The sequence below is a fragment of the Hypericibacter adhaerens genome, assembly GCF_008728835.1.
Lineage (GTDB): Bacteria > Pseudomonadota > Alphaproteobacteria > Dongiales > Dongiaceae > Hypericibacter > Hypericibacter adhaerens.
In genome coordinates this window covers 1,165,978-1,186,964 of sequence record NZ_CP042582.1, presented here as the reverse complement: position 1 = coordinate 1,186,964, position 20,987 = coordinate 1,165,978, and the positions used below count along the sequence as shown (strand labels likewise).

The window sequence follows — 20,987 nt, the reverse complement described above, 5'->3', positions numbered from 1 at the left end:
CCGCGGGGAGCGGGTCCCCACGGAGCACCGGCCTCGATCGTCATTTGTATTTCTTGCACTCCGGTACGTCGCGCGAGGGCGCGCCGATGGTGGCGAACACGGCCGGATCGATGCCGAGTTGCTGGTTCACGTTCTCGACGACCTTCACGACCTTGGTGGCCAGGTTGCCGTCTGGCCCTTCGACCACCTCGGTGACGAAGTTGGTGACGATGCCCTGGCGGTTGTCGTCGAGATGGAGCTTGCCGTTGGGCGCGTCCAGCGTCAGTGCCTTGAGACCATCGCGGAACTTCTTCTGCCCGTCGGAGAGATCGCCGTTGATCTGGTTCAGGACGGTGAAGGCGGCCATGATCGAGTCATAGTAAGTCGTTGCGCTGGCCGAGGGGATCGGGAAGCGCTGGTCCGGCGGGAAAGCGTCCTGGTAGGCCTTCACATAGGCCTGCCACTTCGGATCGTCCCAGGTGTCGGCCTGGACGCCCGCGGAGACCGTACCGATCAGCGCATTCTTGGCCTCGCCCTTGGCCGAGAGCACGGTCTGGTCGACCATGATGGCGCCGCCGACGATCTTGGCCTTGCCGCCTGCTTCCACGTACTGCGTGACAAAGTTCACGGCATCGGCACCGCCCAGCGCCACGAAGATCGCGTCCACATCGTCAGGCAGGGCCGTGATGATCGAGGAATAGTCCTTGGTGCCGAGCGGCGGCCAGAAGCGCTGGGTCACCTCGCCGCCGGCGCTGCAATACTCGACCACCAGGCCGAACTCCTGGGTGTAGGGATAGGAGTAGTCGTCGCCCACCGTGGCGATCTTCTTGTAGCCCTTCACGTCATAGATGTAGCTGCCGAGGCCCGCCATCTGCTGGGCGCCGTCGGCCGTGAAGCGGAAGAAATTGGGCGCGGGATTCCGGTAGGTGGTGTCCTGGGCGCCCGACTGGCCGTTGAGGAAGGTGATGTTGGGCTGGGTCTTCGCGTAGTCCTTGATGGCAATGCCTTCGTCGCCCGAGACCGGCCCGATGACGAGATCGACCTTGTCCTCTTCGACCAGCTTGCGCACGGCGCGCACGGCCGAATCCGGCGTGGCGTCGGAGGCAACGTAGATCACCTCGATCTGGCGGCCGCCCGCCATGTTGTTGACCGCCTTCAGCGCGGTCTTGACGCCGCGGACCGCATCCTCGCCCAGCGTCGACAGCGGCCCCTCGAGGGTCGCGACGACACCGATCTTGAGCGTGTCCGCCGCATGAGCCGGCGCGTAGCAGGCCGCCGCCATGGCGGCGGCGAATGCCGCCGATATCACCGATCTGGATCGAATTCTCATAGGAGTCCCTCCCTGTTCGCTCTTCTGCCCCGTCGACGGACCAGCCCCGCCGGCGGGGCGTCACCCGAGGCCCGCACCGAGGCCGCTGGAAATCCGGAGCAAACAAAGCGCGACCGGTGCAGCCCAGGCTGCGCAGGGCGTCTATTGGTTTTGCATGGCGTCTTATTTTTCGGACCGGCCGGCGGCGGGTACTGGTCCCATCCCTCGGTTGACGGCCTCGGGTTCGCTCTCTAGCTTTGCCATGCAGAATACCGCACTCTCCTCCAGCATTTCGGAATACCCGCGCCGGCCATGGCCTATGTCCAGATCCAGTCCCTCGTGAAGTCCTTCGGCGAGGCGGAGATCATCCATGGCGTCGATCTCGAGATCGAGAAGCAGGAGTTCACCGTCTTCGTCGGGCCCTCGGGCTGCGGCAAGACCACGCTGCTGCGGCTGATCGCGGGGCTGGAGGAGGTCAGCGCCGGCACGATCCATATCGGCGGCGAGCGCGTCGACCATCTGCCGCCGGCCGAGCGCGGGCTGGCCATGGTGTTCCAGAACTACGCGCTCTATCCGCACATGAGCGTGTTCGAGAACATGGCCTTCGGCCTGCGCATCGCCCGGGTCGACAAGGCGGAGATGCGAAAGCGCGTCCAGGCGGCGGCGGAGATCCTGCAGATCACGGAGCTGCTGGAGCGCAAGCCGCGCCAGCTCTCGGGCGGCCAGCGCCAGCGCGTGGCGATCGGCCGGGCGATCGTGCGCCAGCCCAAGGTCTTCCTGTTCGACGAGCCGCTCTCGAACCTCGACGCCAAGCTCCGGGTGCAGATGCGGGTCGAGCTCACGCGGCTGCATCAGGCGCTGAAGGCCACCATGGTCTATGTCACCCACGACCAGGTCGAGGCCATGACCATGGCCGACAAGATCGTGGTGCTGAACAAGGGCCATGTCGAGCAGATCGGCCGCCCGCTCGAGCTCTATCACGCGCCACGCAACCTGTTCGTCGCGGGCTTCATCGGCTCGCCCGCCATGAACTTCCTCAAGGGCCGGATCGCCGGTCTGTCGGCGAACGGCATCGCGGTGGCGCTCGCCGGCGGCGGACAGGCTCTCGTCCGCTGCCGGCCCGACGGCAAAGCCGTCGAGGGTGCTTCCGTCACGCTGGGTCTGCGCCCGGAAGCGCTCAACGCGAACGGCCCCGGCGATTCCACCATCGCCGGCAAGGTGCGCATGGTCGAGCGCCTCGGCGGCGACACCTATATCTATCTCGCGACCGCGGACGGCAGCGACATCACCGTGCACGCGCCGGGCGACATCGTTGTTGCCGTCGGCGACCCGATTCCCGTCCGCTTCAGCGCCGAGAAAGCCTATCTCTTCGACGAGGCGGGCGAGGCGTTCGCACGCTGATCGCTCTTCGATCGAGATCTCACGCCTTTCTGCGCCCGCCCCGACGGCCAAGGGTTTTGACGGATTCGCCTGAGAACAGGGCCGATTCAGGGGGCGCCGGCCGCAGAATTGTTCAACATATTGAAAATAAGACCTTTTCAAGAAAAGGTCGGGTCAAGGGGCCGGCGAAAAAACAGGCCTGGAACAGGTGCCCCTGAGGCACCTGAAGGCAGCGGAGACAGGCTCGGCACGATCGCCACGACGACCAGAGTTTAGAACAAAACATGAATATTATCAAGCGGAGAAGACCGCGCAGCCCTTCGCATCGACAGCCCGGACCGGGCCGCCCGGCTTGAAGACATGCAGCCGGACCGTCGTCTCGACCTCAGTGCCGGGCTGCAGAGTCAAAAGCGGAGCCTGGCGGCGCAGGGCCTCGGCGAGACCGTTGCCGGGCCAGGTGGTGCTGGGCTCGACCCCGATGAGACGCGTCTTCCCGTTCCAGGGCGGATCGGCCGTGCCCTCGAGCTCGCACCAGAGCCACGCACAAGGGAAGACCGCGGTGTCCCACGACAAGGCGACGCCGACGAAGCCGTCGCGGCGCTGGATCGAGACCCAGGCACTGTCGAAATCCTGCAGATAGGCCAGCGAAGCCATCGGCCCTGCCGGCCGGCTCAGATCGACAATGCCGGTCTTGCCCGGGACGCGCGGCCAAGCTCCCGAAGCGCCGGGTCGCAGCGGATTGCTTGCCGGATCGTATCGATCATCGACCAGCACATGGCGTGCGCCTGAGCGGATCTCGACAGGCCCGGCCAGCAGATCGGAGCCGAAGCTCGGGTGATGGCCCCACATGACCCGGATCGGTGCGGACCTCAGCATCCGCACCCGTTCCCGGATCGTGAGCATTTCGCCCTCGAGCGCAATCTCGCGCTCCATCTCGACCGGGACGGTGGCGAAGCGATGGGTCAGCCGCACCGCCGTTGGACGTGTCTCGGCCCGCCAGCGCGCCAGCGAGGCCTCGCCGTGAAAGCCATGGAAGACGTCGTCGATCCGGCAGGCATCGCCGGCGTTCGGGAAGAGCAGCGGCCAGCCGCCCGTGTAATGCCGGAGCCATGCAGATTCGTCCGGCGCCGAGACGTTCGCCGGCGGCTGGGCCTCCGGCGTCCAAGGCACCCGGCCCAGGATCGACGCGCCGCAGCCCTTATGCTCGATCGTCGCAATCGTGCCGCCGATGGCGGTGTCGATCGCGATGCTGAGCGCCCCGCTCTCGATCACCACGCGGCCGCGCGCGCCCGTCATTTCACCGAGCCCGCCATCAGGCCCTGGATGAAGTATTTCTGGAAGGCGACATAGAGGATGATCATGGGGGCGCTGGCGATCACCATGCCCGCCATCGTCAGCGGGATCTGGTTGTCATAGCGGCCCTGGAACACGCTGATCCCCGCCATCAAGGTCCGCTTGGCATCGTCCTGCAGGAAGATGATGGCGATGAGCAGGTCGTTCCAGACATAGAGCGCGTTCACCACCACGAGCGTCAGCAGCGCCGGCAGCGAGAGCGGCAGCACGACGCGCCAGAGGATGAGCAGGTCGCCGGCGCCATCCATGCGCGCCGCCTCGAACAGCTCGCGCGGGATCGTGCGGAAGAAGGTGGTCAGCAGATAGACCGAGAAGGGCGTGATCAGGCCGGCATAGATGAGGATGGTGCCCTGATAGGTGCTGATGAGCCCGAGCTGCGTATAGAGCACGAAGAGCGGCACGATCATCACCACCGGCGGCACCGCCATCAGCGCGGTGCTCACCGAGAACAGGAGGTTGCTCCCTTTGAAGGGCAGGCGGGCGATGGCGTAAGCGCCGAGGCAGGAGACGAATGTGCTGAGGGCGACGGCACCGGCCACGAGGATGACGCTGTTGCCCATCCAGGCGAAGAAGGGGCTCTGGAACAGCACATTGTCGTAATGGTCGAGCACGAAGGCCTGCGGGAGCCCCACCTTGTTATAGGTGTATTCCTCGTCGCTCTTGAACGAGGTCAGGATCATGAACAAGGTCGGCACCAGCGCCAGGAAGGTCGCGAGCAGCAGCACGCCATGCTTGAGCGCCCGGTCCGCCCTCGCCGGCTGCCAGCGGCGCTGGGCGATGGTGCTTGCAGGCACGGTCACGGCAGCTCCCTCCCCCTACCCCCTCCCGCAAGGGGAGGGAGCGAGATGTTTCCAATTTCCAGCCCCCTCCCCTTGCGGGAGGGGGTAGGGGGAGGGGCAAGCCGCTCGGTCATCGCCACAGGCTCACGCATGCCTATTCCACTTCCTCCCGGTAGGCCTGCCGCCGCACCGCGAAGAGCGGCACGATCAGCAGCAGGGAGATCAGGAACAGCAGGACCGAGACCGCCGAGGCGATGCCGGGCAGGCTGATCTTGACGAGCGCGCTGAAGATGTAGAGCTCGATCACCATGGTCGAGGTGCCGGGGCCGCCGCGCCCGCCGCCCATGATGTAGACATAGGAGAAGACCGAGGAGAGCATGGTGATCACGCTGATCACCACATAGAACTCGATCACCGTCTTCATCTGCGGGATCAGCACATAGCGGGCGCGCTGCCACCAGTTGGCGCCTTCGAGCCGCGCCGCCTCGATCAGCGATTCGTCGAGGCTGAGCAGGCGCGCCAGGAACAGGATGATGCCGAGCGCGGATTCCCGCCAGATGATCAGCAGCATCACCGTCCAGAGCGCCACGTCCGAGGAGCCGATCCAATCGAGCGCCAGAAAATCGAGCCCGATCCAGCGCAGCACCTCGTTCACCGGGCCGCTGAACTGGAACACCTTCTTCATCACCGCGGCGATGATCGGGATCGCCAGGATGTAGGGCACGAACAGGATGACGCGATAGAGCTTCCAGCCCCGGATGCGCTCATAGAGCAGGATCGAGATCAGCAGCGACCAGCCGACCATGACCGGCACCGCGATCAGCAGGAACAGGTTGTGGAGCGCGGAATCCCAGAACAGGTCCTGCCCCAGGACCAGCTTGTAGTTGGCCCAGCCGACCCAGGGGCCGTTGATGCCGCGCACCTGCTTGAAGCTGAACTCGAAGATGCGGACCAGCGGATAGCCGAAGACGAAGGCGAGCAGCAGGAGCAGCGGCAGGATATAGAGATAGGGCGCGATCCGGGAACGGTTCATGGCCCGGCCGCCTTCCGGCTGCCGGCGGTTTCATCGACGAGGGGCATCGGCAGGGGCCGGGCGAGGCCCGGGCGCGTTGCCACGCCCGGGCCTCGATCACCGATCAGGCGGAGAGGTCCTTCGCCCACTTCTTGTAATTCTCCACCATGTCCGGATTGAAGTCGCGCCATTCGCCGGCGATCTTGGCGGCGAGCTCGCCCGCCTGCTCGCCCGTGATCTGGCCCTGCACCACCTGCTGGGCGGCCGGCAGCAGCGCCTGCTCGTAGAACTGGCCCGGCACGACGTTGGAGACATAGGGGATGTTCTCGGACTGCCCCCAGCTCTTCCACATCGACTTCACCACCTCGTCCTCGATGACCGAGGTGTCGAAATTGCTGTTGGCCGGGATCCAGCCGGTCTTGTCCCAGAACACCTTCAGCCGCTCGGGCGACTGCAGATATTCGAGGAAGGCGGCGGCCGCCTCGGGATTCTTGCTGTTGGTGGAGATGCCGAGGCCTTGCGAATCGAGGATCGGCTTGCCCGCCATCTTGCCCTTGCCATAGACCGGCATGACCATGCAGCCGATCCGGCCCTTGCTGGTCTTGCTGTCGGCCGGCACCCGCGCGCCGACCGAGACACCCATGCCGAGCTTGCCGGTCACGATCAGGTCGATGCCGGGATAGAGCCCGAGCGAGGACATGTCGGGATTGAGGAAATCGTGCTTCCTCAGCTCCTCGATGCGTGTCCAGGGATCGTAATATTTCGGGTCGCGGAAATCGCGGGCGCCGGTAAAGAGATCGATCGCCTCGCCGGTGCTGTCGATCTGCTGCGCCAGTGCATGGCCGAAGAACCATTCGCCCCAATAGCCGTCCTGGATGCCGCCGCCGCAGGGTTCGATGCCCTTGGCCTTGAGCTTGTCGCAGGCCGCGAGCATCTCGTCCCAGGTCTTGGGCGGGCTGTCGGCATCGAGGCCGGCCTTGTCGAACAGGTCCTTGTTATAGATCCAGATCATCGGCTGGGGATACCAGCCCATGCGGTAAATGTTGTTGCCGAAATGGCTGAGCAGCGTCGGCTGCGAGGCCTTGAGCACGTCGTCCTTGAGCAGGCCGTTCAGCGGCTTGAGATAGCCCAGCCACACGCTTTCCATGTGGTAGATGCCGTTCCAGAGATACTGGATGTCCGGCGCGTTGCCCGCGGCCGCGGCGGTCTGGAACTGCGAGATCACGACCGCCGTGTCCTGCAGCATCGTCTTCACACTCGCCGCGCTGTAGGCCTTGACCGAATCGTCGAGGAAGGCCTGCAGACCGGGCAGTTCCTGCTCGCCCCACCACCACATGTTCAGGGTCGGTGCGTCGGCGCGCGCGGAGAGCGAGGGCAGCAGGCCGCCAAGCGCAGCGCCGGCCCCGAGACCGGCGGACGCCTGGAGAAGCTTGCGGCGAGAGAAACCAGCAGAGCCGTTTTGTTTTGTTGTCATGGACATGCCTTCCTGTTGGCTGCGGTTGTCCGGATAAGGAATCTCGATCGGATCAGAATGTGCTCATGAGGCCGCCATCGACGACCAGCAGCTGGCCGGTCATGTAGCGGCAATAGGGCGAGGCCAGGAAGATCACCGTGCCGGATACATCCTCCGGATAGCCGGTGCGGCGCAGCGGGATCTTCGCCTTGTCGACGTACCATTCGATGAATTCCGGCGTCTCGGTCTCGTTGACGCCGTTGATGACCGACATCGGCGTGGACATGAAGCCCGGCGCCACGGCATTGACCAGGATGTTGTAGGCGCCAAGCTCGACCGCCATCGATTTGGTGAAGGCGATGATGCCGCCCTTGGCGGCGTTGTAGGCGCCGACCGTGCCGCTCGAGGCGAAGCCCTGGATCGAGGCGATGGAGATGATGCGCCCGTCCTTCTGCTTCACCATCTGCGGCGCCACCAGCTTCGAGCCCATATAGACGGCCTCGAGATTGATCGCGAGGGTGCGGCGCCAATCCTCGAGCCGGTCCTCCAGGATCGTCTTGGCGTCGGGATTGATAGCCGCGTTGTTCACCAGCACGTCGATACGCCCCTGCTTGGCGATCACGTCGGCGGCGATGCGGCCATAGGTCTCGTAGTCGGTGACGTCGAGCGTGTAGGGAGCAGCGCTGCCGCCGGCGGCAGCGATCTCGGCGGCGACGGCCTGGAGCGTGTCGGGGTTGCGCTCGAGCAGCACGACACGCGCGCCCTCCCGGGCCATCTCGAGCGCCACGGCGCGCCCGAGGCCCTGGCCCGCGCCGGTGATCATGCAGACCCGATCGCTCAGCAGAGGCATTCCGTCACCCGATGGACCGGCCATCCTCGCCCGGGCTTTCGAGGGCGCGCCGTTTCCCACCGCTGCGCGCCCGCCCGAAAAACTGAGAATCCGCCGGCCGGCTCCCGTTTTCCCCGCCGGTTCAATTCCGGCATTCTGGACTTTGCTCTAGTATCTTGGAAGATACTCTGCGGTCAGATTGAATAGCGGTCAAGGGATTGGGATCGGGGGATAAAATGCCGAACCGATCCCGCTTATCGCTTCACCAGCCGGACAGGGCGACCATGAAAATCGACAGCGTGGATTTCTTCTATCTCGCGATGCCCGTCGTGACGACGGCCGGCGACGGCAGCCAGGATGCGCTCGTCGTGCGCGTCCAGGCCGGCGGCCATGTCGGCTGGGGCGAGTGCGAGGCGGCGCCCCTGCCCTCGATCGCGGCCTTCGTCTGCCCGATGTCGCACGGCGCCTGCCGGCCGGTCTCGGCCTCGGTGCTGGGCGAGACGCTCGACGGGCCCGAGGACATCCAGCGGATCGCGGCGGTGCTCGCCTTCAACAGCATGGATCTGCTGCAGGCTGCGCACACCTGGTCCGGCATCGAGATGGCGCTGTGGGACCTGCTCGGCCATGTGCGGGGCGAACCGGCCTGGAAGCTCCTCGGCTACAAGAAGGCCTATCCCAAGACGCCCTACGCCTCCGTGCTGTTCGGCACCACGCCCGATCAGACGCTCGCCCGCGCGAAGGAGATTCGCGCCAAGGGATTCAGGGCCGCGAAATTCGGCTGGGCCCCCTACGGCGACAGCCTCGAAGGCGACATCGCCCAGGTCGAGGCCGCGCGGCAGGGGCTCGGACCCGACGGCATCCTGCTGATCGATGCCGGCCAGATCTTCGCCGAGGATGTCGAGGCCGCGGCCCAGCGCATCGCCTCGCTCGCCGCCAACAAGGCGACCTGGCTCGAGGAGCCGTTCGGCGGCCATGCCTACGAAGCCTATGGTCAGCTCGCCAAGCGCAGCGGCAGCGTGAAGCTCGCGGGCGGCGAGGCGGCGCACAACCGCCATATGGCCCAGCATCTCATCGACTACGGCCATGTCGGCTTCGTCCAGATCGATTGCGGGCGCATCGGCGGGCTTTGGCCCGCCAAGCAGGTCGCGGACTATGCGGTGAAGAAGGGCGTCACCTATGTGAACCACACCTTCACCTCGAACCTGGCGCTGAGCGCCTCGCTCCAGCCCTACGCGGGCCTCTCGGACAGCCGGATCTGCGAATATCCGACGGCGCTCAGCAGCCTCGCCACCGAGCTCACCACCTCGCGCATCGCGCCCAACGCCAATGGCGAGATCGAGGTTCCCGACGCGCCGGGCCTGGGTGTCACGATCAACCCGGCCGCGCTCAAGACCTACGCCGTCGATGTCGAGATCAAGGTGAAGAGCAGGACGATTTTCGCGCCGCCGAAGATCTGACAAGATGCAGCCGGGAGGCCGGCACCAACAAACGCTTCATCCATGCGAAAGAGCAAGCGACGCCCAGCGACGGTCTGGCTGGATTACGGGCCGGCGGCCAGCGACAAGCTGCTTCGCAACATCTCCGCGGCCGTGGCGGCCGGGCCGTCCCTCTGGACCGCATCGGACGAGGGGCGGACGATCGAGTGCCTCGAACCGCATGGAGATGGCTTCCGCCTGCGCGAGCAGGTTTCGCTCGACGGCCTGTTCGCCGCGCTGCCGGGCAAGGCTCGCGGTGACGAGGCCGATATCGAATCCCTCGCGGTCGAGGCGGGGCGGCTCTGGGTCTGCGGGTCGCATTGCCATGTCCGCCGCAAGGCGAAAGAGGCGGATCGAATCGACACGCGCTTTCGCGACCGGGCCAGCCGCTGCCTGCTGGGCGCGGTCGAGCTCAAGAAGGACGGCGGCGATACCGCCCGGAAGGGCACGGCCCTGCCTTTTCGGGGCGCTGGAAGCCTGCGGGCGATCCTGCGCAAGAACGCCTATATCGCGCCCTTCATCGACCTGCCGAGCAAGGAGAACGGGCTCGACATCGAAGGCCTCGCCGTGTCGGGGGAGAGGCTTCTTCTCGGGCTTCGCGGTCCGCTGGTCGACAGCATCGCGATCGCGGTCGAGTTCGAGACCGCGCGGCAGGGGCTGATCAAGCGCGGGAAGCCCGTCACCCATCTGCTCGAGCTGGGCGGCTTGGGGATTCGCGACCTGACCGTGATGAATCGCGAGATCGCCATTCTCGCGGGGCCCGTCTCCGCCGCCAACGTGCCGTTCAAGCTCTTCCGCTGGCGGCCGCGCCGGACGGACAAGATCCAGCGGCCGGACCTCCTGTGGGAATGGCCGCTGGGCCGGGAGCATCCCGAGGGGATTTGCCCGCTCGAGCGGCATGGAAAGCCCGGTCTTCTCGTCGTCTATGACGCCCCCGCCGAAGCACGCATCCGCGGCCGCCGCTATCGGGCCGATTGGGTCGCGCTTTCGCCCTCCGAGCGTCGTCGCGCCCGCAAGCGCTGAGGCGCGCCACCGGCAAGGCCTTCAAGATCCAGAGATTTCGGCCGGCGCAGGAATCGCACGGGTGCGACGTGTACCAAAGCGCAGAATCCCGTTTCCAGGATGGATGATCCAATCTTGCGCCCGCGTTCCGCCCGTTTCAGCTTCGTCGCCCTTGCCTGCCTGCTGGGCCTCAGCGCCTGCGCGGTCCAGGCGCCGCCGGGGCCGAGCCTGCCGGTCATGCCGGGCGACGGGAAGACGCTCAGCCAATTCCAGCAGGACGACCTGACCTGCCGGTCGTTCGCCGGCCAGCAGGTCGGAATCTCGCCGGCCGACGCCGCCAACCAGGCGGGGCTCGGCAGCGCCGCCATCGGCACGGCGCTGGGCGCCGGTGCGGGCGCGCTCATCGGTCTGGCCGCGGGCAATCCGGCCATGGGCGCCGCGATCGGCGCGGGCGCCGGCCTCCTGACCGGCGCCGCCGCCGGCGTGAACAATGCGAACGCCTCGGCCGCCGAGATCCAGCAGCGCTACGATCTCGCCTACCAGCAGTGCATGGCGACCACCGGCAACAAGACCACGATCGCCACGGCACCGATGTCCGCGCCGGAACCTGTGCCGGCGCCCGGCGCCGTCGTGGCCCCGCCCCCGGCGCCGGTCTATGCCTACCCGCCGCCGGCCTACTACTATCCTTATCCCTATTACTATCCGGCGCCCTACGCCTACTATTACCCGCGGTACTATTATCCGCGGCCCTACTACCCCTACTGGGGTGGCCCTCGCTTCACCTTCTATTTCGGCGGTGGCGGCGGGTACCATAACCACTATCACCACTGGTGATGCCCCCAGCGGCGCGAACGCGACAGGCTTATCGCCCGATCGCCTTGCCCGTTTCCTGATCGAACAGCAGGACGCGATCCAGCAGCGGCGCGAGCTGGAGCTTGGCGCCCGGATCGATGGCCAGGCGATCCTTCGTGACCGCGCAGACCTCCTTGCCCGCGATGTCGGCATAGATATGGATCTCGGGGCCGGTCGGCTCGACCACCGAGACCGTCGCGGGCACGCCGGCGCCGTCGGTGACGAGACGCAGATGCTCGGGCCGGACGCCATAGACGACCTTGCGGCCGGCTTGGAGGCCCAGCGCCGGCGGCAGCGGCAGGGCGATCTCGCCGCTGCGCACCACCGGACTGCCGTTCACGGACCCGATCTCGCCCGGCATCAGGTTGATGCCGGGTGAGCCGATGAACTCGGCGACGAAGAGATTGGCGGGCTTGTCATAGACGGCGAGCGGCCGCCCCACCTGCTCGATCCGCCCGTCGCGCAGGATCGCGATCACGTCGGCCATGGTCATGGCCTCGATCTGGTCGTGCGTGACATAGATCGTGGTGGTGGAAAGCCGCTGATGCAGCTCCTTGATCTCGGTGCGCATCTGCACGCGCAGCTTGGCGTCGAGGTTCGAGAGCGGCTCGTCGAACAGGAACACCGCCGGGTCGCGCACGATGGCTCGTCCCATGGCGATGCGCTGGCGCTGGCCGCCCGAGAGCTGGCGCGGATAGCGGTCGAGATAGTCGGTGAGGCCCAGGATCGAGGCCGCCCACTCCACCTTCTGGCGGATCTCCGCCTGCGGCAGCTTCTTGAGCTGCATCGAGAAGGCGATGTTGTCGAAGGCCGTCATGTGGGCGTAGAGGGCGTAGTTCTGGAACACCATCGCGATGTCCCGGTCCTTGGGATGCAGGTCGTTCACCACGCGGTTGCCGATGGCGATCTCGCCCGAGGAGATCGCCTCGAGCCCGGCGATCATGCGCAGCAGCGTGGACTTGCCGCAGCCGGAGGGGCCCAGCAGCACGACGAAGCTGCCATCCTCGATCGCGAGGTCGATCCCGTGGATGACCTCGAACCCGCTATAGCTCTTGGTGACATTCCTGACCGTGACGGAAGCCATTCGCGTCAGTTCCCTCTCTGCTCCCGTGACGATCCAGGGAGGCCCATCGTTGCGGGGCCGGCTGTCGCGCGCGGGGCGATCATCTCACGCCTCGCCGCGTTCTGCGAAGTCGGAAAGCCGCTGGTTCCAGGCCGAGAGCGCCGGCCATAGATCGGCATAGATGGCCATCAGCTCGGCATAGCGCGCGTGGCGCTTCGGGTCAGGCTCGAAACGGCGCGCGAGCTCGCCCGCCATCGCGGTCCCCGCCGCCGCCAGGGTCGGATACCAGCCGCAGCCCTTGGCCGCCGCCATCGCGGCCCCCAGCGAGGAGGCCTCCACGGTGGTGGAGCGCTGCACCGGACGGCCGCTGGCATCGGCGAGAATCTGGCTCCAGAGATCGGAGGCGGCCCCGCCGCCGATCGCGACGAAGCGCTCGATCGGGCTGCCGGTGGCGCGCTGGACGCCGTTGCTGGCGATGGTCTGCTCCATCGCCACGCCTTCGAGCAGCGCGCGATAGAGATCGCCGCGACGCGTCGAGCCGGAAAGCCCGGCGATGACGCCGCGCGCGAAGCTGTCCCAATAAGGCGTCATGCAGCCCTGCCAATAGGGGACCAGCACCACGCCGCCGGCGCCGATCGGGCTCGCGGCCGCTTCCGCTTCGAGTGCCGCCAGGAGCGCGCGTCGCTGCGACGGGTCCGCCAGGAACAGCTCGCGCGACAGCCAATCGACCAGGAAGGTGCCGGAGCGCATGCAGGTCTCGTAGATATAGCCCTCGTCCGCGACCGCGATTTCCGTGCGGAAGGCGGGATCGAAGGCATAGGTGCTGCCATAGGCGCCGGACACGACGGCGGTGCCGAGATTGACATAGGCCTGGCCCGGCACGCCGACGCCGGCCGCATAGCCCGCGCATTGGCCGTCACCGCCGCCGGCGATCACGGGCGTGCCGGCCAGAAGGCCGGTGGCGGCCGCCGCTTGCGATGACACCACGCCCGTCTGCGAGCCGGGCGCCACCAGCCGCGCCAGCTTCGCCGGATCGATGCCGGCCGCCTCGAGAATCTCCTGCGACCAGGCATGCCGGCGCATGTCGAGCGCGCCCATCGGATCGGCCGACGCGACCGACGTCGCCCAGCCGCCGGTGAGGCGGAAGGTCAGGTAGGCATGCACCTCGGCGATGCAGGCCGTTCGTGCGAGATTCTGCGGCTCGTGCTCCTTGAGCCAGATCCAGCGATAGAGGCAAGGGATCACATCGAGCGGCTTGCCCGAGATCTCATGCACGCGCTGGGCGCCGAAGGTTTCGCCGAAGCGCTTCTGCTGCGGGCGGGCGCGATCGTCGAGCCAGACGATGCCGGGCCGCAGCGCCGTGCCGTCCGCGGCGAAGATGCCGAAGGTCTCGCGCTGGTTGGAGATGCCGATGGCGGCGATGCGCGACGGCACCACCTGCTGCGTCACGGCCTTGAGCGCCTCGACCGTCGACCGCCACCAGTCCGCGGGATCCTGCTCGAAATAGCCGGGCTGCGGATTGGACAGGGGGACCGAGGCGCGGCCTTCGGTCACGGCCTGCCCGTTGCGATCCCAGGCGATCGCCTTGGTCGCGGTGGTCGAGGAATCGATCCCGATGACGAGGTCGGGAGTCATCGCTGTCATTCGCAACAGGGTGGAGACGGGGACCCCGCCTCCACCCTAGTCCATGCCACCGGAGACTTACAGAAGGCCCGCATCCTGGACGGCGGAATCGACGATCTTCGCCACGGCGTCCATGCAGGCCTTGGCATCGCCGTTATAGTCCTGACCGGTCAGCAGCTTGCCGAGCTCCGTCGGGATCTCGTTGCTGGAGAGGCCGGCCCAGAGCGGCATGTCGGGCTCCGACGCCATGACATTGTCGATGGTCCATTTGACGATCTCGAGATGGCGGGTCGTGCCGGGACCGACCTTCTCCTTGGCCTTGACGCGCGGATCGGCGAAGGAGGATTCCCGCATCGGCGCGAAACCGCCGGCGAGCGTGCAGCGGGTCATGATCTCCTTGCAGCAGGCCCACTGCATGAATATCCAGGCCGCCTCCTGGTTTTTCGAGTAGGCCGAGAGACCCATGATCGAGCCGCCCTGGTGGCCGAGATTGGGAATCTCGCCGAACCCGACATCGGACGTGGAGCGCAGGCCCGGCGTCGCCTTCAGGGGCTTCGCCGGCTGCCACAGGCCCTTCACCTTGGAATCGTCGGCATCGAGCCCGGGGAAGAACTCGTCCCAGCTCTGCACCAGCGCCACCTGGCCCGCCTGCATCATCTGGAACTGGCCGTCCCAGGTCGAGGCCGTCGAGTTCGGCGGCGCGATGGTGAGCAGGTCCTGGTACCATTTCAGGCCCGTGATCCCCTGCGCGTCATTGCCGCTGAACTTCTTGTCCTTGCCGAAGATCGAGCCGCCATGGCTCCAGACCGCCTGGGTCCAGTCGCATTCCAGCGAATAATGGCCCGACTTCGCCTGCAGCCCGGTGCCGAAGATGCCGTTGGCCTTTTCGGCGTCGAAGATGGCGTGGGCCGCCTTGGAGAACTCCTCGCAGGTCGTCGGCACCGAGAGCCCGTGCTTCTCCAGCAGGTCCTGGCGATACATCAGGATGAAGATCGGGATGTCGAAGGGGATACCGACCATCTTGCCGTTATAGAGGGCGAGGCCCTCGACCAGCGGCTTGGAGAAATCCTCCCAGTCGAAGCCCGGCATCGCCAGGTCGGGCTTGGATTTGTAGAGCTCCACGGGATCGATGCAGTCCGGCGCGAAGGTCGCCACCCAGGACTGGTCGAGATAGTAGAGGTCGTAGGTGCCGAGCTGGCCCTGCACGTCCTGCGTCGCCTTCGCCAGCACCTGCTCCAGCGGGACGATCTCGACCTCGACATCGATGCCGGTCAGGCCGGTGAACTCGCTCTTGATCTGGTTCAGCACCACGGTGGGCGGCGTGGCCTCGCTGGTGTAGCGGATCTTGGCGCCCTTGTATTTGCCGCCGACATCCTTGAGGAATTTCGTCACGTCGTCCGGCAGGTCGGCATGGGCGGCCTCGCCGATCAGGCTGACCTGGCGCTGCGGGCGGCTGTTGCCGAGCAGGCCCAGCGAGAAGGCGGAGAAGCCGACGCCGGCCAGTCCCATCCGGCGCAGGAACTCGCGCTTCGAGATGCGCCGCTGGCCGAAGGCGGTCGCCGAATCGACGATGAAAGTCTGCTTGTCATGCTTATGGAATCCCATGGTGTGTCCTCCATTGATGGCCGAGCTTGGCGCTCGTGCGGTTTGTCATTCCTTCAGCGATCCGAGGGTGAGGCCGCGGACGAGCTGTTTTTGCACCAGCAGAATGAAGATGAAACTCGGCACGATGGCAGAGGTGCCGAGCGCCGATATGAAGCCCCACTCCGAGCCGGTGGAGGTCACGAAGGTGGAGATCTTTACCGGTAGGGTACGAATCGACGTCGTGAGAAACAGAGACAGCAGGAATTCGGTCCAGGAGAAGATGAAGCAAAGCACGGCGGTGGCCGCCACGCCGCCGGCGACCAGCGGCAGCACCACCTTCCAGAAGATCTGGAACCGGGTGGCGCCGTCGATCATGGCGGCCTCGTCGACCTCCACCGGCACGTCGTCGAAGAACGACTTCATCATCAGCACCGCCAGCGGCAGGTTGATGAGGGTGTCGATGAGGATCAGGCCGAGCAGCGTGTCGCGCAGGCCGACATAGTGGAACATGAAGACGATGGGCACGATGATGGCGATGGGCGGCATGAAGCGCTGCGACAGGACCCAGTTGAGATAGGCCTGCCGTCCGCGGAAGCGCATGCGCGACAACGAATAGGCGGCGCTGACGCCGAGCAGGATCGTGAGCGCCGTGGCGCCGACGGCGACGACGATGGAATCGACGATGGTCTGGCGCGAATCGTAGGTGCTGCCGCCGCCGACCCCGAAGGTGTTGCCGGAATCGATCGCGAGTTCCGCGCGCGACTTGCCGAGCAGCGTCACCTGGTAGTTGACGAGCGTCGGCGTGAAATCGAAGAACACCACCTCGTCCTTGTTGAAGATCGCCGAGGTCGGCTTGAAGGAGGTCAGCGCCCACCAGAACAACGGGAACATGAAGATCGCCACCACCGCGACCGCGGTCGCGTCGCGCAGCAATCGCCTGGCGAGGGAGGTCGGCATCAGAACCTCACCCTGAAGATCTTCATGAACAGGGTCGAGGTCGCGACCACCAGGATCAGCGTCAGGAGTGCCACGGTCGAGGCGTAGGGGAAGTCCGCGTTCTTGAAATAGATGGCGCCGGCATAGGCGGTCAGGGTCTCGGTCGAGGTCCCGGGGCCGCCCTCGGTCATGACCTTGATGTAGTCGTAGATGCGGAAGAGATCGACGCCGCGGATCAGGACCGCGAGCGCGATGATCTTGGAGAGCATCGGCAGCGTCAGCCGGAAGAAGGCCTGGACCGCCGTGGCGCCGTCGATGGCCGCGGCCTCGAACGGGCCCTTCGGCAGGGCGCGCAGGCCCGCCATCATGATCAGCACCATGAAGGGCGTCCATTGCCAGATGTCGGTGAGGAGGATGCCGTAGAGCGCCGAGCTGGAGGTGGCGAGGATCGGGTGGGCCGGCGACCAGAGGCCCATGGCATAGAGCCCGCGGCTCAGCACGCCGAAGGAGCCGTCGAGCATCAGCAGGAACATCATGCCGGCGACCGCCGGCGGCACCACCAGCGGCAGGGTCATGAGGGCGCGCAGGACGCCGTAGCCCTTGCGGTCGGAATCCAGCAGCAGCGCGATCAGCAGCCCCAGCGCCAGCTCGATGACGATGGCGCAGCCGGTATAGAGATAGGTATGGCCGATGGCGCCCCAGACCCGCTGGTCGCCGAAGATCTTCATCCAGTTCCAGGCGGGCTCGAAGACGCTGAGGCGCGTCACGGGGTTGCGCTTGTGCAGCGACAGCCAGATCGCATAGAGCAGCGGATAGACGCCGAACAGCACGAGCATCGCGCTTATCGGAAACAGCCACGGGAACGGATGTTCCGAGCTCAGGATCCGCGCCAGGAACGGCCGGCCGGTGCCGGTCACCGCCCGCCGCGCTCCTTCGGCGATATGGGCGCGCTCGACCACTAATATTCCTGCCGCGTCGGGGTGATGCAGATCTCCTGGATCAGGACGTTCTGCGGCATGCGGTAGGCGAAGAGGATGGATTGCGCCACATGGTCGGCCGAGATGCCGCCGCCGATCCGAACCTTGTTGGCGCGGTAGTTGGCGAGCGTCTTGGGGTCCGTCACATGGTCGAGCACCTCGGTCTCGATCACGCCCGGCGAGATGACGACGACGCGCACGTCATGGGGTGCGAGATGCTGGCGCAGGCTGTCCGACACGCCATGGACGAAATATTTCGTGCCGCAATAGACCGTGTGGTCGGGATAGACCTTGCGGCCGGCGATCGAGCTCATCTGCACGATGGTGCCGTGGCGGCGCTGGATCATGCCGGCCATCACCGCATGGACGGCGTTCATGACGCCGTTGATGTTGATGGCGATGGTCTCGTCCCATTCCTTGGGATCCTGCCGCGTGACGTCGGCGAGGCGGGCGATGCCGGCATTGTTGAAGAGGCAGTCGGTGGGGCCGTAGGCCGCCTCCGCCTCCGCCACCGCGCGATGGACGGCCTCGCGGTCGCGCACATCGACCTTGCGGCACATCGCGTCGGGCAGACCCAGCGCCTCCATGCGGTCGAGGCGGCGCGCCAGCAACAGCAGCGGATGCCCGTCGGCCGCGAAGGCCTGGGCCGTCGCGGCGCCGATCCCCGAGCTCGCTCCCGTTATGACGACAAGTGGCTTCGCCATATCCCGTGTCTCCCCTGGTCCGTCCTGACGTCCGGGCTCTTCGTCCCGGTTGCCGTCAAGTCGTTGTCCCTGCCGCCGCTGGCGGCGAGCGTCTAATGGCGGGTCATCAAGGCCTGCGCGGTTGTTTCGTCGGTCACCAGAATCGTCGCATAGCCGCCCGCGAGCATCCCGCCGATGGCCTCGACCTTGTCGGGGCCGCCGGCGATGCAGATCCGCTCCGGGGACCGGGCGATCTCGCGCAGCGTCAGGCCGATCATCTGCTCGTCGAGCGGGCCCAGCACGGGCTTGCCGTCGCGGTCGAAGAAGCGGCCCGACATCACGCCGACCGCCCCGCCCTGGACATAGGGGCGGATCTTCTCGGGCGTCATGTAGCCGCTGCGCAGGGCGGTGCTGGCGCGGCCCACGCCGGCGACGCCGAACAGGACCTTGCTGCAGGAACGGATCAGCTTGAACTGCTCCACCAGCGTCGGCTCCTGCATGAAGAGCTTCTTCACCTCGGGCCGCGAGACGATGCCCGGCGCGTAGAGGTTGACGCAGCGCGCGCCCAGCCGGTTTGCGATGTTGGTGGTGCAGAGCTCGGGCGAGAATTCCGCCGTGCCGATGGCGCTGCCGGCGATCTGCACAACCGAGACGCCCGGCAGATGGACCGCCGGCAGCGAGGCCGAGAGCGCCAGCACCGTGCGGCCCCAGGAGACGCCGAGAATGTCGCTGGGCTCCAGGATCTCCGTCAGGAGCCGGCCGCCCGCGCGTCCGATCCGCTCATAGTCGGGCAGGCGGCCGCCATCGTCGGGGATGACGACGCAGCTCTTGAGGCCGAAGCGCTTGCAGAGCTCGCGCGACACCCGCACCGATTGCAGATGCTCGGAGGCGACCGCGATCGTGACGATGCCGCGGTCGCGCGCTTCCTGCAGGAAGTTCACGACGGACGCGCGCGAGACGCCGAGCCGATCTGCCACCTCTTCCTGCGTCATGCGCTCCTCATAATAGAGCCAAGCCGCCCATACGATCGGATCGCCCACGAATTCGGGCGGTGGAGACAGCGCGCTCCGCTGGACGCGGGACTGAGATTTCTCAAGACGGCGCGTCATGCCTTCGCCGAACTCCAGGAACCGGCTGCAAAAATGACACTGCCCTTTGACATTTGTCAAGTTGACGGCACTGTGCCACCATCCGGGCGAAAGAAGAGACGAGGGCGCGAACCCGCGGATGGGCGAAAAGCTCGCTGGTGCGAGAATCATTTCGCACCGCACCATGAGCTTCCGGACCACAGGGCCGGAGCCGCGGCACCCGGGATCATTCAGGAGCAAGCGCGGATGGGACGGTGGACGACATCGCTGATCGACGAGATGGTCGCGGGCCGCTGGGTCAATCCCGAGACGGGCCAGCCCGGCAGGGTCCCCTATGACATTGTTGTGATCGAAGATCGGCTCGACGGCGCCGAGGCCGACCTGGTCGCGAAGCTCGGCTTCTCCGGCCGCCTCGCCGTGGTCTCGGACGAGAATACCCATGGCGTGATGGGCCAGCGGGTCGAAGCGGCGCTCAAGAAACTCGGCAGCGTCGAGAGCGTCGTGCTCGACCATCCGCATGCCGACGAGGCCAACGTCGCCGCGCTCAAGGACCGGCTGCGCCATGCCGATGCCGTGATCGCCGTGGGCTCGGGCACGATCAACGATCTCTGCAAATACGTGACCTCGCTCGACGGGCGCGGCTATTGCGTCTTCGGCACGGCGCCCTCGATGAACGGCTATACCTCGACCACCGCCTCGATCACGATCGCGAGCGGGCTCAAGACCTCGAAGCCGGCGCACGCGCCCAAGGGCGTCTTCATCGATCTCGCGGTCAACGCGGCGGCTCCCACCTATCTCATCGCCGCCGGCTTCGGCGACTGTCTCTGCCGCTCGGTGGCCCAGGTCGATTGCTGGCTCTCGAGCCGCCTGCTCGGCACCAAATATTCCAACCTCGCCTTCCTGATCGAGATCCCGGACGAGAAGGAGCTGATGAGGCGGGCGCCGGCGCTCGCCAAGGGCGATATCGAGGCCGTTGGCTATCTGCATCGCGTGCTCACGCTCTGCGGCTTCGGCGTCTCCTTCACCGGCACCACCAATCACGGCTCGATGGGCGAGCATCAGATCTCCCACTACATCGACTGCTTCGCCGGAAAGCGCCATCCCGGCACGTTGCATGGGCAACAGGTCGGTGTGGCGAGCCTGTCGATGGCGCGGCTCCAGGCCCAGATCCTGGCCTCGGACAAGCCGCCGGTGGTCGCGCCCACCAGGATCGACGAGGCCGATCTGCGCCGGCGCGTCGGCGCCGAGGTGGCCCCCATCTGTCTCGCCGAGATGGCACACAAGGCACTCGACCACGCCGGTGCCGAGGCGATGAACGCGAAGCTCGAGGCACTCTGGCCGACGCTCAGGGCCGAGCTCCAGGGCTTCACCCTGCCGGTCGAGGCCATGCGGACAGCGCTCGCCGCTTCCGGCGGTCCCACCACCGCCGCCGAGCTTCGCCTCGATGTCGGCTTCTATCGCGAGGCGGTGCGCCATGCCCGCGAGATCCGGCGCCGCTATTCGATGCTCGATCTCGCGGCCGATGCCGGCCTGCTCGACCGCTTCGCCGAGACCCAGCACTGAGCCCGGGACGGGCGCTGCGCCCGCCCGAACCCCTGCAACCGCTGCCG

18 protein-coding genes are annotated in these 20,987 nt (G+C 66.5%); 5 read left to right on the top strand and 13 right to left on the bottom strand.

The window, feature by feature from the left end; genetic code table 11:
- Positions 1-40: 40 nt before the first annotated feature.
- Positions 41-1,309 carry an ABC transporter substrate-binding protein gene (locus tag FRZ61_RS05310; RefSeq protein ID WP_151115470.1) on the bottom strand — a complete coding sequence of 423 codons (1,269 nt, stop codon included), beginning with the start codon at positions 1,307-1,309 and terminating at the stop codon, positions 41-43.
- A 291-nt stretch (positions 1,310-1,600) separates the two neighbouring features.
- Between FRZ61_RS05310 and FRZ61_RS05305 the strand changes: the two genes are divergently transcribed.
- Positions 1,601-2,689 carry an ABC transporter ATP-binding protein gene (locus FRZ61_RS05305; protein ID WP_151115468.1) on the top strand — a complete coding sequence of 363 codons (1,089 nt, stop codon included), beginning with the start codon at positions 1,601-1,603 and terminating at the stop codon, positions 2,687-2,689.
- 273 nt (positions 2,690-2,962) lie between these two features.
- Here the strand turns inward: FRZ61_RS05305 and FRZ61_RS05300 are convergent, their stop codons facing one another.
- The 5 genes from FRZ61_RS05300 to FRZ61_RS05280 all read right to left on the bottom strand — a co-directional run bounded on the left by FRZ61_RS05300 (position 2,963) and on the right by FRZ61_RS05280 (position 8,115).
- Positions 2,963-3,964, bottom strand: a complete 1,002-nt coding sequence (locus FRZ61_RS05300) for an aldose epimerase family protein (RefSeq protein WP_151115466.1) — start codon at positions 3,962-3,964, stop codon at positions 2,963-2,965.
- Entirely contained in the window at positions 3,961-4,821 is an 861-nt protein-coding gene (locus FRZ61_RS05295; protein WP_151115464.1) for a carbohydrate ABC transporter permease, read from the bottom strand. The genes FRZ61_RS05300 and FRZ61_RS05295 overlap by 4 nt, the downstream gene beginning before the upstream one ends.
- Positions 4,822-4,954: 133 nt before the next feature.
- Positions 4,955-5,833 (bottom strand): carbohydrate ABC transporter permease, encoded by an 879-nt coding sequence (locus FRZ61_RS05290; protein WP_151115462.1) that lies wholly within the window; start codon positions 5,831-5,833, stop codon positions 4,955-4,957.
- Between the two features lie 103 nt (positions 5,834-5,936).
- Positions 5,937-7,286, bottom strand: coding sequence for an ABC transporter substrate-binding protein (locus FRZ61_RS05285; RefSeq protein WP_191909309.1), 1,350 nt, complete (start codon positions 7,284-7,286; stop codon positions 5,937-5,939).
- 52 nt (positions 7,287-7,338) lie between these two features.
- The gene (locus tag FRZ61_RS05280) at positions 7,339-8,115 is read right to left on the bottom strand and encodes an SDR family NAD(P)-dependent oxidoreductase (protein WP_191909308.1); all 777 of its coding nucleotides are present in this window, start codon (positions 8,113-8,115) and stop codon (positions 7,339-7,341) included.
- Positions 8,116-8,378: 263 nt separating this feature from the next.
- On the opposite strand from FRZ61_RS05280, the gene FRZ61_RS05275 reads away from it, so the two are divergent.
- From FRZ61_RS05275 to FRZ61_RS05265, 3 genes are all read left to right on the top strand, one after another.
- Positions 8,379-9,551, top strand: coding sequence for a mandelate racemase/muconate lactonizing enzyme family protein (locus FRZ61_RS05275; RefSeq protein ID WP_151115456.1), 1,173 nt, complete (start codon positions 8,379-8,381; stop codon positions 9,549-9,551).
- Positions 9,552-9,593: 42 nt separating this feature from the next.
- Complete coding sequence (locus FRZ61_RS05270) at positions 9,594-10,592, top strand: DUF3616 domain-containing protein (protein WP_151115455.1); 999 nt, start codon at positions 9,594-9,596, stop codon at positions 10,590-10,592.
- A gap of 114 nt (positions 10,593-10,706) precedes the next feature.
- Positions 10,707-11,405 (top strand): hypothetical protein, encoded by a 699-nt coding sequence (locus tag FRZ61_RS05265; RefSeq protein ID WP_225309127.1) that lies wholly within the window; start codon positions 10,707-10,709, stop codon positions 11,403-11,405.
- A 28-nt stretch (positions 11,406-11,433) separates the two neighbouring features.
- Here FRZ61_RS05265 and FRZ61_RS05260 read toward each other — a convergent pair whose 3' ends face one another.
- The 7 genes from FRZ61_RS05260 to FRZ61_RS05230 all read right to left on the bottom strand — a co-directional run bounded on the left by FRZ61_RS05260 (position 11,434) and on the right by FRZ61_RS05230 (position 19,398).
- On the bottom strand, positions 11,434-12,507 hold the full coding sequence (locus FRZ61_RS05260; RefSeq protein WP_151115453.1) for an ABC transporter ATP-binding protein: 1,074 nt from the start codon (positions 12,505-12,507) through the stop codon (positions 11,434-11,436).
- An 84-nt stretch (positions 12,508-12,591) separates the two neighbouring features.
- Positions 12,592-14,121, bottom strand: coding sequence for a xylulokinase (locus FRZ61_RS05255; protein WP_225309126.1), 1,530 nt, complete (start codon positions 14,119-14,121; stop codon positions 12,592-12,594).
- Positions 14,122-14,187: 66 nt separating this feature from the next.
- The gene (locus FRZ61_RS05250; protein WP_151115449.1) at positions 14,188-15,714 is read right to left on the bottom strand and encodes an ABC transporter substrate-binding protein; all 1,527 of its coding nucleotides are present in this window, start codon (positions 15,712-15,714) and stop codon (positions 14,188-14,190) included.
- A 45-nt stretch (positions 15,715-15,759) separates the two neighbouring features.
- Complete coding sequence (locus tag FRZ61_RS05245) at positions 15,760-16,650, bottom strand: carbohydrate ABC transporter permease (RefSeq protein WP_151115447.1); 891 nt, start codon at positions 16,648-16,650, stop codon at positions 15,760-15,762.
- On the bottom strand, positions 16,650-17,588 hold the full coding sequence (locus FRZ61_RS05240) for a carbohydrate ABC transporter permease (protein WP_225309125.1): 939 nt from the start codon (positions 17,586-17,588) through the stop codon (positions 16,650-16,652). The genes FRZ61_RS05245 and FRZ61_RS05240 overlap by 1 nt, the downstream gene beginning before the upstream one ends.
- The gene (locus FRZ61_RS05235) at positions 17,588-18,310 is read right to left on the bottom strand and encodes an SDR family oxidoreductase (RefSeq protein WP_151115445.1); all 723 of its coding nucleotides are present in this window, start codon (positions 18,308-18,310) and stop codon (positions 17,588-17,590) included. The genes FRZ61_RS05240 and FRZ61_RS05235 overlap by 1 nt, the downstream gene beginning before the upstream one ends.
- Before the next feature lie 92 nt (positions 18,311-18,402).
- Entirely contained in the window at positions 18,403-19,398 is a 996-nt protein-coding gene (locus FRZ61_RS05230; RefSeq protein ID WP_151115443.1) for a sugar-binding transcriptional regulator, read from the bottom strand.
- 225 nt (positions 19,399-19,623) lie between these two features.
- Here FRZ61_RS05230 and FRZ61_RS05225 point away from each other — a divergent pair, with 225 nt between their 5' ends.
- Complete coding sequence (locus FRZ61_RS05225; protein WP_151115441.1) at positions 19,624-20,940, top strand: sn-glycerol-1-phosphate dehydrogenase; 1,317 nt, start codon at positions 19,624-19,626, stop codon at positions 20,938-20,940.
- Positions 20,941-20,987 lie beyond the last annotated feature (47 nt).

What these genes read in the sequence shown, in the direction of transcription:
- FRZ61_RS05310 (WP_151115470.1), bottom strand. Translation starts at nt 1,309, where the DNA reads ATGAGAATTCGATCCAGATCGGTGATATCGGCGGCATTCGCCGCCGCC.
- FRZ61_RS05305 (WP_151115468.1), top strand. Translation starts at nt 1,601, where the DNA reads ATGGCCTATGTCCAGATCCAGTCCCTCGTGAAGTCCTTCGGCGAGGCG.
- FRZ61_RS05270 (WP_151115455.1), top strand. Translation starts at nt 9,594, where the DNA reads ATGCGAAAGAGCAAGCGACGCCCAGCGACGGTCTGGCTGGATTACGGG.
- FRZ61_RS05280 (WP_191909308.1), bottom strand. Translation starts at nt 8,115, where the DNA reads ATGCCTCTGCTGAGCGATCGGGTCTGCATGATCACCGGCGCGGGCCAG.
- FRZ61_RS05245 (WP_151115447.1), bottom strand. Translation starts at nt 16,650, where the DNA reads ATGCCGACCTCCCTCGCCAGGCGATTGCTGCGCGACGCGACCGCGGTC.
- FRZ61_RS05285 (WP_191909309.1), bottom strand. Translation starts at nt 7,286, where the DNA reads ATGACAACAAAACAAAACGGCTCTGCTGGTTTCTCTCGCCGCAAGCTT.
- FRZ61_RS05260 (WP_151115453.1), bottom strand. Translation starts at nt 12,507, where the DNA reads ATGGCTTCCGTCACGGTCAGGAATGTCACCAAGAGCTATAGCGGGTTC.
- FRZ61_RS05275 (WP_151115456.1), top strand. Translation starts at nt 8,379, where the DNA reads ATGAAAATCGACAGCGTGGATTTCTTCTATCTCGCGATGCCCGTCGTG.
- FRZ61_RS05250 (WP_151115449.1), bottom strand. Translation starts at nt 15,714, where the DNA reads ATGGGATTCCATAAGCATGACAAGCAGACTTTCATCGTCGATTCGGCG.
- FRZ61_RS05225 (WP_151115441.1), top strand. Translation starts at nt 19,624, where the DNA reads ATGGGACGGTGGACGACATCGCTGATCGACGAGATGGTCGCGGGCCGC.
- FRZ61_RS05235 (WP_151115445.1), bottom strand. Translation starts at nt 18,310, where the DNA reads ATGGCGAAGCCACTTGTCGTCATAACGGGAGCGAGCTCGGGGATCGGC.
- FRZ61_RS05300 (WP_151115466.1), bottom strand. Translation starts at nt 3,964, where the DNA reads ATGACGGGCGCGCGCGGCCGCGTGGTGATCGAGAGCGGGGCGCTCAGC.
- FRZ61_RS05255 (WP_225309126.1), bottom strand. Translation starts at nt 14,121, where the DNA reads ATGACTCCCGACCTCGTCATCGGGATCGATTCCTCGACCACCGCGACC.
- FRZ61_RS05290 (WP_151115462.1), bottom strand. Translation starts at nt 5,833, where the DNA reads ATGAACCGTTCCCGGATCGCGCCCTATCTCTATATCCTGCCGCTGCTC.
- FRZ61_RS05230 (WP_151115443.1), bottom strand. Translation starts at nt 19,398, where the DNA reads ATGACGCGCCGTCTTGAGAAATCTCAGTCCCGCGTCCAGCGGAGCGCG.